At 33.8% G+C, this 12,428-nt stretch carries 16 protein-coding genes; 14 read left to right on the top strand and 2 right to left on the bottom strand.

Annotated features, from left to right (window positions below; genetic code table 11):
* The first annotated feature begins 492 nt into the window (after nucleotides 1-492).
* The gene (locus ABH966_RS17260) at nucleotides 493-1,341 is read left to right on the top strand and encodes a MerR family transcriptional regulator (protein WP_370080483.1); all 849 of its coding nucleotides are present in this window, start codon (nucleotides 493-495) and stop codon (nucleotides 1,339-1,341) included.
* Between the two features lie 87 nt (nucleotides 1,342-1,428).
* Nucleotides 1,429-2,532: a C45 family autoproteolytic acyltransferase/hydrolase gene (locus ABH966_RS17255; protein ID WP_370080481.1), complete on the top strand. Its 1,104-nt coding sequence runs from the start codon at nucleotides 1,429-1,431 to the stop codon at nucleotides 2,530-2,532.
* Nucleotides 2,533-2,796: 264 nt separating this feature from the next.
* On the opposite strand, the gene ABH966_RS17250 is transcribed toward ABH966_RS17255, so the two are convergent.
* On the bottom strand, nucleotides 2,797-3,384 hold the full coding sequence (locus ABH966_RS17250) for a hypothetical protein (protein WP_370080479.1): 588 nt from the start codon (nucleotides 3,382-3,384) through the stop codon (nucleotides 2,797-2,799).
* Between the two features lie 248 nt (nucleotides 3,385-3,632).
* Between ABH966_RS17250 and ABH966_RS17245 the strand changes: the two genes are divergently transcribed.
* The 11 genes from ABH966_RS17245 to ABH966_RS17195 all read left to right on the top strand — a co-directional run bounded on the left by ABH966_RS17245 (nucleotide 3,633) and on the right by ABH966_RS17195 (nucleotide 11,330).
* Complete coding sequence (locus ABH966_RS17245) at nucleotides 3,633-4,355, top strand: ATP-binding cassette domain-containing protein (RefSeq protein WP_370080477.1); 723 nt, start codon at nucleotides 3,633-3,635, stop codon at nucleotides 4,353-4,355.
* Nucleotides 4,352-5,101, top strand: a complete 750-nt coding sequence (locus tag ABH966_RS17240) for an ABC transporter permease (RefSeq protein ID WP_370080475.1) — start codon at nucleotides 4,352-4,354, stop codon at nucleotides 5,099-5,101. Before ABH966_RS17245 ends, ABH966_RS17240 begins: the two co-directional genes overlap by 4 nt.
* Nucleotides 5,102-5,488, top strand: coding sequence for a group-specific protein (locus ABH966_RS17235; protein WP_370080473.1), 387 nt, complete (start codon nucleotides 5,102-5,104; stop codon nucleotides 5,486-5,488).
* Nucleotides 5,489-5,498: 10 nt separating this feature from the next.
* Nucleotides 5,499-6,002: an RNA polymerase sigma factor gene (locus ABH966_RS17230; protein WP_370080491.1), complete on the top strand. Its 504-nt coding sequence runs from the start codon at nucleotides 5,499-5,501 to the stop codon at nucleotides 6,000-6,002.
* Nucleotides 5,995-6,243 (top strand): hypothetical protein, encoded by a 249-nt coding sequence (locus ABH966_RS17225; protein ID WP_370080471.1) that lies wholly within the window; start codon nucleotides 5,995-5,997, stop codon nucleotides 6,241-6,243. Before ABH966_RS17230 ends, ABH966_RS17225 begins: the two co-directional genes overlap by 8 nt.
* 214 nt (nucleotides 6,244-6,457) lie before the next feature.
* The gene (locus ABH966_RS17220; protein ID WP_370080469.1) at nucleotides 6,458-8,107 is read left to right on the top strand and encodes a sensor domain-containing diguanylate cyclase; all 1,650 of its coding nucleotides are present in this window, start codon (nucleotides 6,458-6,460) and stop codon (nucleotides 8,105-8,107) included.
* Nucleotides 8,108-8,133: 26 nt separating this feature from the next.
* A complete protein-coding gene (locus tag ABH966_RS17215) occupies nucleotides 8,134-8,919 on the top strand; it encodes a nucleotidyltransferase domain-containing protein (protein ID WP_370080467.1) in 786 nt (261 codons plus the stop codon).
* Nucleotides 8,920-9,009: 90 nt separating this feature from the next.
* Nucleotides 9,010-9,162 (top strand): YpzG family protein, encoded by a 153-nt coding sequence (locus tag ABH966_RS17210; RefSeq protein ID WP_370080465.1) that lies wholly within the window; start codon nucleotides 9,010-9,012, stop codon nucleotides 9,160-9,162.
* Nucleotides 9,163-9,321: 159 nt separating this feature from the next.
* Nucleotides 9,322-10,329: a hypothetical protein gene (locus tag ABH966_RS17205; RefSeq protein WP_370080463.1), complete on the top strand. Its 1,008-nt coding sequence runs from the start codon at nucleotides 9,322-9,324 to the stop codon at nucleotides 10,327-10,329.
* Between the two features lie 120 nt (nucleotides 10,330-10,449).
* Nucleotides 10,450-10,974, top strand: a complete 525-nt coding sequence (locus tag ABH966_RS17200; RefSeq protein WP_370080461.1) for a GNAT family N-acetyltransferase — start codon at nucleotides 10,450-10,452, stop codon at nucleotides 10,972-10,974.
* The gene (locus ABH966_RS17195; protein ID WP_370080459.1) at nucleotides 10,971-11,330 is read left to right on the top strand and encodes a cupin domain-containing protein; all 360 of its coding nucleotides are present in this window, start codon (nucleotides 10,971-10,973) and stop codon (nucleotides 11,328-11,330) included. The genes ABH966_RS17200 and ABH966_RS17195 overlap by 4 nt, the downstream gene beginning before the upstream one ends.
* Nucleotides 11,331-11,375: 45 nt before the next feature.
* Here ABH966_RS17195 and ABH966_RS17190 read toward each other — a convergent pair whose 3' ends face one another.
* Entirely contained in the window at nucleotides 11,376-11,861 is a 486-nt protein-coding gene (locus ABH966_RS17190; protein ID WP_370080457.1) for a GNAT family N-acetyltransferase, read from the bottom strand.
* Nucleotides 11,862-11,930: 69 nt separating this feature from the next.
* Between ABH966_RS17190 and ABH966_RS17185 the strand changes: the two genes are divergently transcribed.
* Complete coding sequence (locus tag ABH966_RS17185; RefSeq protein ID WP_370080455.1) at nucleotides 11,931-12,359, top strand: NUDIX hydrolase; 429 nt, start codon at nucleotides 11,931-11,933, stop codon at nucleotides 12,357-12,359.
* Nucleotides 12,360-12,428 lie beyond the last annotated feature (69 nt).

Below are 12,428 nucleotides of genomic sequence, written 5' to 3'. Positions count from 1 at the left end.
CCGCGAAGCAAGGTGAATACTCGCGGAAGCAAGATGAATACTCGCGGAAGCAAGTCGAATACCCGCGGAAGCAAGGCGAATACCCGCGGAAGCAGAGCGAATACCTGCGGAAGCAAGGTGAATACCCGCGAAGCAAGGTGAATACTCGCGGAAGCAAGATGAATACTCGCGGAAGCAAGTCGAATACCCGCGGAAGCAAGGCGAATACCCGCGGAAGCAGGGCGAATACTCGCGGAAGAAAGATAATGCTCATTCGAACTAACAGTGCAAACATTCATTGCAGTAATATAAAGTATTAGAAATGCTCATAAATAATATTTAACCAAAAGAGTATGCTCAAATCAGAGCATACTCTTTTTGGGCTAGGGAGGACGTTTGTCATGTTGTGATAATGACATTGAATTTGAAACATTTACCACATTACAATCGTACGATATAGTAATAACTATGCGGTTAATCGAATTCAACAACATTTGAAAAGAAGGTTTTATTATGTATAGCATTGGGAAATTTTCGAATCTGTGCAATGTTCCTATAAAAACTATTCGTTATTATAGTGATATTGGGTTACTTGAGCCATCCTTTATAGACCAAGTGACAGGTTATCGTTATTATGATTACGATAAAATAAACGAGCTGAAGACTATACAGGTACTTAAACATTGCCATTTTTCATTAAACGAAATTGAACAGATTATTAAAGGGAAAAATGATAAGCAAGATTTAGAGATGAGATTAAATGAAAAAGTTCAGGAATTAGAGCATCAACAAGAAGTAATCGCTGAACAAATTCAAAATATTGTCCAAGTGAAAAATTCTATAAGGAACACTGAGACGTTTAATCCAAAGCCAATATTATCAAGTTGTTACATAGAAGAACGACCAAAAACACAGGTGCTTTCCATCCGTGAAAAGATACATATTATTGAAATGGATAAGCTAGTTCAAAAATTATTTGAACGAATATATGCGTATCAATTTGAGATAGATGGGGAGCTTGTTGCAATTCTCCACCAACAGGACAGGAACCAAAATATAGCAGATGTTGAACTTCTGTTACCAGTAAAAGCAACTCAACAAGGGGAGTATATTAAAGTAATACCAGAAGGCGAGTATGCTTGTATAAATGTAAAGGGACCGTATTCAGAGTTACATTTTGGCTATAGTCGCTTGCAGGAATGGCTGACTGAGCAATCCCTCCAAGCAGAAGGGACTTTTATGGAGCAGTACATAAAGGGGTTAATACCAACTGAAGTAGTTAATCCAATTAATATTAAACCAAATATTGAGCTACATCCAAATGATTTTTTGACAAAAGTATTTGTGAAACTAAGAAACTAGCTAAACTCTCCAGTAGATGGAGACTTTATTCTGTATTTAGCAAGGTAAGAAATGTCTTGCTACTAAAATATAGAACGGGGTATATCGATGAAAACAAATACAGGACAGTTTGCATTTCTTAAAGGTAGTTCATATGAGATTGGACAATCACAAGCGAGAGAATTTCAAAATAACCCTTTTGCAAAATCGCTATTCTTTACGGAAAATTTAACTTCTGACAACGCTTATTTTGAAATGAAAGCACAAATAGAGCAGTATTGCCCAGGTTTAAATAAAGAATTAGAAGGCTTTGCAGAAGGTTTTGGTTATGCGCCTGAACAACTAAATTTTTATCAAAATGCGTGGTTAATTCCTGGGGGATGTAGTTTAGGGGCTATTTTACCTGGAAAGATGGTAGATGGTAAAACATATGTTTTAAGAAATTATGATTTATCACCTGATATTTCGGATATGCGCTTATGTACTACTCGTGTTGAAGGGAAATATACTCATACAGGATTTTCTGTTTCAACATTCGGTCGAAGTGAAGGCTTAAATGAGAAGGGGCTATGTGTTGCATATGCATCATGTGGTATGCCTATTGGTAAATATCCTGGTATGAGACCACCAGTAGTACCTGGGTTACAGTTTATGGTTATTGTTAGAGCCCTATTAGAAAACTGTAAAAATGTCGAAGAAGCAATTTATATGGTTAACAATATGCCAGTAGGAACGAATATGAATTTACTTTTGGCTGATGCAAATGGTGACGCGGCTTTGATTGGAACATATGACGGCATTAAAGAAGTAAAACGTGCAGAACTTGATTATCTTATTGCAACTAACCATGGCCTATTTTCCGCAATACAAGAAATGGAGCCATGGAAGCTTGAGCATTCTCAATTAAGGTATGATATTTTAGAGGAGAAATTTAAGGAAAGTGGAAAAAGATCTATTGATGAAATCCAAGAACTTCTTTTAACAGAGTTTCCAAGTGGATTATCAGTTCATAATTATAAAGAAAGCTTTGGAACAGTGCATTCAATTTTGTTTAACCTTACTGATTTACAACTGGAATTTTCATTTGGCTCACCATTACAAAATCAGGTCAACAAAATAGACGTTGGTGAGAATTTAGTGAAAACACAAACATCTGTTGAATTTAATAATAAAAGCTATGGAACTGAATTTTGGAAAATAATAAAATCTTAAACAACAAAAAGACCTTTCCTTTGTGAGAGGCCTTTTTGTCGTGTCCGATTGTTAAAAAGAGAAAGAAATAAAACTCGCCAAATTTAACGCTAGGAGTTGACAATTACTAAAGCGTATTAGCTCGATAAACTTTACATATTATCAGTAGAAAAATCACTATGAGTTGAAATTTTACTTTATGGATCAAATATATTCTGGGGGCTGAGCGAGCTATACAGTGGCTATTATTCGTAGTCAATTCTCTTTATAGGACATACTTGTTTATTAACTTAATTCGTTCGTTACTACTTGGATAAATTCATCTCGATATTGTGATTCAAAAATAGTAACACCTTTTTCTCTGGAAAGTTGTTGTAACTTTTGAATCTTTGCTTCATCTTGCTCTATAAAGGCTTTTTCTACATTTTGTAAATCTTGCAAAATATGATGTATAAATGTATCTCCTTCTCTTTTGATATCTATAGCAATAAAGTCAAAAGATAAAAATGTTTTAGTAGGATTGATAATTTTATCAAACAAATAATTTAAAGCTTTAAAAGGGACATAAGGAATTCCTTTCTTATACTCATATTTCTCAATAATAGGTAGAACCTCATCAATAAATCTTTGTATTTTTTCTATATCGTAAAGCTTTGTATCTTCTAAATCATGCTTCTCAATAATCTGTTGTAATTTATCATATTGATTTTGTTCTAAAAGTTGCTTCATATAAAGGAGCTCTTCTTTGAATTTGGATCGCCCTTTTTTACTTAATTGTCGATGATCAATAACAGCGTATTCGATTAGCTCCCAGTCTATCTCTGGACCAAAATGTGGCCCTAAAAAATACTTAAGTTCTTCAAAATCGCTCACTTCAGTAACTCCCTTAATTAGTATTCTATTAATCGTGAAGTAAAAACAATAGAAAATTTCGTCTAACCACTCATCGTGTTAGGGTGGAATACCTTTGTTTTTACTTAATTTCCAATAATTATTTATTTTACATAAAAAATCATTATATAGAAACATATAATTTTATTTCATTTTTTTAAAAAATAAAATGAACCTTTTACAATCCCCATTTGTATAGTCAGTGAACATATAAAAAGGGAGGGTTTATTTTGGAACTTATTGTGAAGGATATTGTGAAAAAATATAATGGTGTGAACGTTTTGGATGGTGTGTCAGCCACATTTAAATTGGGCTATTGTTATTTATTATTAGGTCAGAATGGAGCGGGTAAATCTACTTTATCAAAATGTATAGCTGGAGATGTAAAACCTGATGGTGGTACCATTCTATTCAATGATTCGTCTAAAAATGTACAAGAGCAAGTTGCGTTACAATACCAATTTTTTTCGAGTTATCAGCATCTTAAAATTCGTGAAGTGTTGGCTCTTTTTACTACATTGACGAACAATAAAAATGATTTGGGAGAGCTATATGAAATATTAGGATTGCCAACTTATGACCACATCTTGTTGAAAAATGCATCAGGCGGTCAACGTAAAGCAGTATCCATCTTCCTTTCTTTTTTATTAAATAAACCAATCATCATATTAGATGAGCCGTTTGCTGATTTAGATTTAACAAAGAAAAAACAATTGATGTTTTACTTACAAGATGAAATTCGTCAACGTAACAAAATGATTATTATTATTAGTCATGAGGTGGCAGGGTTAGAACCTTTATTTGATTATGTAGTGATCTTAAAAGAAGGGAAGCTTATTGAAAATAGCACACAGGATGAACTCTATAGAAAATACACTGACGCGAAATTACCTGGAATCGAAGGTATCTACTATGAAGTGACAGGACAAATTTTAGGAGGAAAAGCGGGATGACTAAACAAATTGCAAAAATGTATATGTTAGAAAGTATTCGCAATCCAGGAATGACTATTGGGAATTTATTACCATCCTTTATATTTATGTTTACTTCAGTGATTTGTAAAAATATAGTGACTGGAGATGCGATAGATTTTATGATTAAAGGTCAGTTTTTACCAATTTCAATTTTAATGTTAATTTTCTCATTTGCATTTTCTAGCGCAACAATATATTTGGCAGATATGAAGGCCCATAGAACGTTTCAATGGGTACAGCGAACAGGCGTTAAGCCACACACTTACTATATTGGGATGGGAATCGGTGTTTTTACATTATTAAATATATTTTTAGTGTTACTACTCATTGGCTATTCCTTCATCATTGATATTTCATTTTCATCTTTTTTTATGATTATTTTGATTAGTAATTTTGTTTTACTGGCATTATATCCATTGAGCTTTATATTGGCAGGTCTATTTAAAAATGAGAAAGTAGCTCAAAGCATGTTAACGCCAATTATGATTTTATTCATGTTTTCAGTAACGATGACAACGGTGTTTTTAACACTTGCAGGGAAAAATCCACATGATTATTATATTTTTCTAAGCTGGAATCCAATGCTTTATTTAAATGATAGCTTGCAAGTGTACTTGAATTTAATTAACGAAACATGGCTTCCGCAATATCAATATTGTATAATTTTAGCAGTTATTAGCTTGGCGTTAGCGGTTATTGCCAAAAAAGTATTTAGAATGAGGTAGGTGATTCCTTTGCCAATTGGATTTATTTGGTCATTGGTTGTTAGTGGAATAATGATGATAATAATATTAACGCTTATGATTCCTATGGATAGAAAATATATTGTTCGTGAACATGGAAAAATAAATTATAAAAAAACAACGATTTATTTGCGTTGGAATGTATTTGATTCGCTAACACTTTTTTTATCGGTTTATACAATTTTCTGTGTGCAGGCGTTAAACATATTACTTTTTTGTGGAAGAACAATTGAAAATTCTTATGTGCAATTCTTTACAAATCAATCACAAGTTTGGATCATTATTATAGTAATTTATTTGGTACTACGTATTTCCGTGACATTAAAATCCATTAAGGCTCATTGGGGGGATGAGCTAGATGATGAGTAATGAGGAGTGGATGGAGGCCTATAAAAACGGTGAAGTAGAGGGCTTTGAACAGCTCTATAATCGTTTGTATGAGCCATTGTACTGCTTTTTATTTCGCTATACTCGGGAAGATCAGCTAAGCATTGATATTGTGCAAGATACCTTTGAGCGTTTACAATATATAAAAACAGATTTTGACCAGCAAAAGGGAACGATTAAGGCGTTTTTATTTCAAATTGCTTATCGCTTAATGATTAATAAATTAAATCGGCGTAAAAAATGGCGCACGCTCTTCCCGTTTTTAGTACCGACGTCAAGCCATCGAATGTCTGCTGACGAGAAATTAACGATTCAAGAAGCGATTCTTCGCTTACCGGATAAGCAACGAGCTGTTATTTTGCTCGTTTACTATCATGATTTGCCACAGGAGGAAATTGCACAAATTTTGTCCATTCCACTTGGTACCGTTAAATCGAGGCTACATAACGCGATAAGGACTTTAAAGGAAGAGCTAAAGGAGGATTTCGATGCTTAAGGATGAATTTCAAAAGGAACAATGGTTAAAAGACAGCTTAGATGATGATAAAGTGGAGATTCCCCAGCAGTTGATGAAATATAAGAAAAGTCGCTGGCAACGTTTTCTTCAGTATTTAGCCTCACCAACGAAGGATCCGTTAGAGTCAATATGTACATCTTCAGTTGGCTACACCTCTTTGAAAATAGTGCCCATTGTCGCGGCAGTATTTATTACAATTCTCCAAATTTTATTGCAATAAATTTTATGACTTACGTTAAATAAAACATTTGTAGCTGACGTTTTGCTTTCGCTACAGAAAATAATTGTAACTGCCGTTTCACTTTCAGTACAATTTGCTGAAAGAAGTTAAATTTCTCACTGCCACAATCACCCGGTTGTGGTATTTTTAATGAATAAAATACTATTCATTGCCCATTTTAAGGAAATATTTGGATTATTTGGAGGTAAATGCTTTGAGGGTTTTAAAAATGATTCCACATCCAAACACGATAAAAGGTCAGCTTCATCGAGCACTTGTTTGGATTACTTTTATTATTGGTCTATGTATTTTTATTCCAACGCTTTATATTGAATATCGGCAAACTATTCAACATCAAAATGAAGAGATGACATATTATTTGGATACCCAAACATATTTTTTTGAAAGCTGGTTATCAGAGCGATCCAGTGATATACATACATTAGCTAACTTAGATTTTATAAAGGCCTTTAATTATAAAAAATCACAAGCTTTTTTTCAAGATTTTAAAGAAAAAACAGATTTTACAGACTTAATATTCGTCAATAAAGAGGGCATCGTGCAATTTGATACAGTTACAGAAAATAATACATCTGGTGTTAGTGTGGATGTAAATGATCGTAAGTATTTTCAAATTGCTAAAAAAACGAAACAACCATACATAACAGATATTTTAATAAGTAAAGTTACAAAGCAGCCTATTATTGCATTTGCTTCACCGATTCTTAATGCACAGCAACAATTCAATGGTGTAGTTTTTGGCGCAGTAAATTTAGACACCATCGATCAACTGCTGCAAGAATCCAGAGTGGGCTTTTTAGGTCATGCTTATATTATAGATCAAGAAGGTACTATGCTCTCTGAATTTAACAATAAAAAACAACGATCTTCAGGAAATTATTTAGTTGATAAGCATATCCTAAACGCAGCCTTAAAAAATAAAACAAGCGGTCTCGAGCTTTATAAAGACGCGAATAATAAGTGGATTCTTGCTAAGAGTAAGCCTATAAATGGAGGGAAATGGTTTATCATATCAGAAATTGGTCTGTTAGAGGCCTATAAACCATTAATCAATAGATTTTTATGGATAACCATTTGTTTAGTAGTAGGGTCATTTTTTATGATTAAAATGATGTTACATCTCTCGAAAAGAATTGAAGAACCTATCCAGCAGCTTCTTACAGGTGTTAGAAAGGTAGAACAAGGTTTTTATGAATATCAAATAGATGATCAACAGCTGACGCCATATGCGCAAGAATTTCAGGAGCTTTGTGCGTCCTTCAATGAAATGAGCGACAAGGTGAGAAAAGATACTATTTTGCTAAAAGAATTATCGATTACCTGTCAGTTGACGAAGCTGTATAATCGTCGTTATTTGATTGAACAGGGGGAGCTTGCTTTTCAGAAATGTTTAGAAGAACAAAACCATTGTTCGTGTATAGCGATTGACATTGATTTTTTCAAAAAGGTCAATGATACATATGGACATTTAATCGGTGATGAAGTACTAAAGCACGTCGCAAACACCATTACAAATTCTGTGCGAAGAATCGACATTGTTACAAGGTATGGGGGAGAGGAGTTTGTCATTTTATCTCCAAATACTACGCTAGAGAGTGCAGTGGAAATTGCGGAAAGAGTCCGGCAACATGTTGAAGATCATCCTTATATTGCGGATGATTTTGAAATCAATGTGACAGTGAGTATTGGCATCGCAGGATACGGTCATTCTGAAAATATTTCAACATTTTACGAGCTGCTTGACAAGGCGGATCAAGCACTTTATATTGCAAAGGAAAGCGGTCGAAATCAACTAAGAGTATATGATAATACAGGTATAGTTGATATAGGACAAATGCTTTAAAAATTACATTTGGAAGTGGTTTTTATATGAAGGAAATAATACTTAGTAAATTAAAAGAAATTGAAAATGAGTATCAAGTGAAAATTTTATATGCAGTAGAATCGGGTAGTCGTGCTTGGGGATTTCCTTCTAAAGATAGTGATTATGATGTTCGTTTCATATATATTCATCAACCTCAGTGGTATCTTTCAATAGACCCTCAAGGGATTGGGGCAAAGAGGGATGTTATTGAAGTACCAATCAATGATTTGTTGGATATTAGTGGTTGGGAAATAACAAAAGCATTAAGGCTATTTCGCAAAAGTAATCCACCTCTTTTAGAATGGCTACGAAGCAATATTATTTATGACCAACAATTTTCATTTATTGACAATGTACGATCATTAGAAAAAGAAGTATTTTATCCAAATGCAAGCTTATATCACTATTTAAATATGGCAAAAAACAATTATTGTGAGTATTTACAGGGCTCTGATGTAAAAATAAAAAAATATTTCTATGTCCTCAGACCAATTTTAGCATGTAAATGGATCGAGAAAAACAATACGGTTCCACCAATTGATTTTCAGGAATTGTTAAATGAAATCATTTCTGACGGCCCTTTAAAAACGGAAATTCAGCAACTTTTGCAGAGAAAGATGGCAGGTGATGAACTGAATATGGAGCCTCGAATTGAAAGTATTAATGAGTATTTAGATAAAGAAATAATGCATATTGAGACATACTGTAAAAATCTTCATGTTAAAGTCGATGATCCTACACAAAAATTAGATGCGCTATTTAGAAGTACATTGCAAGAAGTGTGGGGTTAATGGTGATAGAAAACTGAATAATATTTTATTGCAAGGTCATACTAAAAAAGGTTTCACTTATGAAATCTATATTGATGAGGAGGATGGCAAATGAGTAGGTTCGAACAATTAGACCCAAAATCTCAAAAAATCCACCGCAACTGGTCAAGGATTAAACGCTTAAAATCTCAAGTAAATGGTGAAACGGAGATTACCCTCCATAACCGTATCTTGAGAAGTGAAGCAAAAGCCCGTCAGTTTTAATCAGCTAGAAAAGTAAGTGTCATCAAGCCCAGAAATTATTCTGGGTTTTTTTATTTTTTTTGGAATTATAAAAATGACCAATTATTATTCTATCTTCAATTATTTGTAATTTATCCGATATAGTCTTTAACACAAATAAAGGGGGGAGACATTTTTATTATGAAGATAACGTCCTATACTAATACGGTAAATTTTCTTCAATCAACGAATGTTAAAACTAAGGGGGGGAATTCTCGAACAGTAAAAAAAGAACAGGATGCTGTAACAATCGGAGCGGAAGCACGTAAATTATTCGATAATCAAATTCAATTGCAAGATGTACCAGACGAAATAGCTCAAAAAATAGCTTCAATTTTTAAGGATGGTGGGAAATTAAATTTTGTTGAAAGTGAGGAGCATCAAGCTATTCGTGCGGAACAGCAGGCGCGATTTGACGAAGCGATTGAACATAATGTTCTTGCTATAATTATTCCGCATATTCAAACAAATGAAAAGCTTGTCAATAGTTTAAATGGAGCGAGTCAGCAAGTACTTGATGCTACATACTCAACAATTTCTCAAAACTTTTTAGTGCACGATGTTGGCAATATGACTGAAGAACAACGTCAAGCTATGATTTCACTTGGTTTAGAAAAAGCACAATATATTGCAGATAACTATTTAACAGGGCAACAGGCAAAAGATTATATGGATGCCATGACAACGATTGCAAAATTTGCTGTCAATGGCGTTAAAAACGACGATGGCAAAGTAGTTTATGCGATCGAAAAGGGCCCTTTAGTACATGCACCTGATGATTATATTCATATCGATGATCTTGTGAAAGAAGCCTTCCCTGAAAAATGGCAGAGCTTTAAAGATAAAATAGTAGCAGCTACTGAAAAACAGGATCAAGACGCACTTCTTGAAGCATTCAAAGACTATAACCAACTAGTTAAATCCATTTATACAAATCAATCACATCTAGTACAAAAGAAAATTGAGAATTATAATGACTGGCAAGAAACAGTCAAAAATACAGTGATTTCAAATCATTTTAGTCAGTTAGATAAAACGTCTCTCTCTAATTTTGTTGAAGATATTATGACAAAAAATTCTTGGTTATCAAATGAATTTTTAGCGAAGGACTTAAAAAACTTCCAAAGATATCTGACTAGAAATCATTAAAATAGTCTCCTTGGGGTTCTCTACTTCTCCAAATAAGACTTTACGATAGACAATCGTAATTTCCGTTTATTAAATGAATTATCTAAAAAGGATTCTTAAGTATAAAAGGAGAGTGGGTTAATGATAGAAAAAATCAAAATTAGAGTTGCTTATCAAGAAGATGCTGAAGCCTTGTTGGAAATCCAAAAAGAAGTTTTAGCAGAAGAAACTTACTTAATCACTACAATTGATGAATTTCAGCGAACGATTGATGACCAAAGAGAGTGGATACAAGTGAAATTAGCAAATGAACGAGAAACAATTTTTATTGCACAATATCAAGAAGAAGTAGTTGGTTGGCTTGTATTTCAATCGCCACAAAGAAAACGATTAGCACATACAGGTACCTTTGGCATGATGGTGCTTAATAAATATCGTGGTCTAGGGATTGGCAAGCTCTTAATTGAAAAGTTACTAGAATGGGCAGAGCACAACCCTTATATTGAAAAAATTAGTCTTGGCGTATTTTCAACAAACGAAAGGGCTATTGCGCTCTATAAAAAGATGGGATTTATTGAAGAAGGAAGAAAAATAAATGACATTAAATTACATGACAATGAATATATAGATGATGTTTTAATGTACAGGATGGTATTAAAAAATTGAAAGGGAACTATGCTGACATGAAAAAATATAATTTCACACAAGAATTGGCCAATCAAATTAATAATTATCAATCGATAGATGCTTTTTATACGAAAATCATGAAAACGGTGGAACCTGCAAATATTGGCTTCATCTATATAGAGCCTGGTGGTGTTGTTGGGATGCATGAAGCGCCTGTACCACAGTTATTTATTGTGATTCAGGGTGAAGGATGGGTTTGCGGTGAGGATCAAGAGAAAGTAATGATAAAGTCTGGGGAAGGTGTTCTTTGGCAAACAGGAGAAGCACATGAATCCAGGAGTGATTCAGGCTTAACAGCACTTGTCATTCAATCCGAGCAAATCAATCTTGCATAGATTACATAAAAAATGTGTAACGGAGTAAGTTATAGCTCCGTTACACTAATTTATATTTAAGCCTAGTTTAACTGTTTTTAATAAATGACCATCAAATAACTCATCAAACTCCTTCAATATCTTGAAGCCCTTCGCTTGATAAAAGTTCATGCCAATCGTATTTTCCTTTTCTACACAAACTAAAAGTGATGTTAAATCTGGAAGCATTTTGATCACTTCCTGTAATAGGGCTGTACCAATTCCTTTGCCCTGAGTTTCAGGAAGTAAATATATTGAGTAAAGTTCTGCTTCACCATCTACAACATTTGAAAAATTCGCAAAGCCTACTATTGATTCTTCAAGTAAAGCAACTAAAAATAGACTTTTTTCTAAGCGACTTAGTAACCGATCACTACAATAAGCAGCTTCTAAAAAACGATCTTGAATCTCATTTGGGATAATGCCTTTGTATGTTTGATGCCAACTCTTTTTGGCAATTTCTTGCACAAAAATGATGCCATTCTTTTGCATATGCCGTATAATTGATATCAATACTTTTCACCTGCTATTCCAATTTTTCTATTTATTGTAACATCAAATCACGCGAAAGGGGATGACTTCATGCAAGTTGTTGAAAAGGCATTTGGCTATATTACGAGAGAGCATGAGGGTCAGTTACAAGTGCTAGTATTTGAGCAAAATACAGAAGGAGCAGGAATTCAAATTCCTAAAGGCACGGTAGAGGAAGGTGAAACGCCGCTAGAGGCAGTAACACGAGAGATGTTTGAAGAGACAGGTTTATCCTATTTAGAAGTGAAGGGGTTAATTGCCCAGGATTATTTTAATCATCATTCAGGGCTATTACAAAAACGCTATTTTTATCATTTAACGACAGATGAAAAACGAGATTCTTGGAAGCATTGCCCGACAGGCGTAAACGAAGCAGGCTTTGAATTTTCACTTTACTGGATAACAGATGAACAAGAAGTAACGTTGGCGAAGGGACATGGAGATTATTTATATAGAGTGTTAGCTCGTGTGAACAACTGATTGTTAAGCATAAACATATAGAAGGTACATTTAATGAACAAAACCGCGTTTCCGTAAATAGGAAACGCG

Source organism: Lysinibacillus sp. RC46 (assembly GCF_041262385.1).
In the GTDB taxonomy this organism is placed as follows: Bacteria; Bacillota; Bacilli; order Bacillales_A; family Planococcaceae; genus Lysinibacillus.
This window is presented reverse-complemented; position numbering and strand designations above follow the sequence as displayed.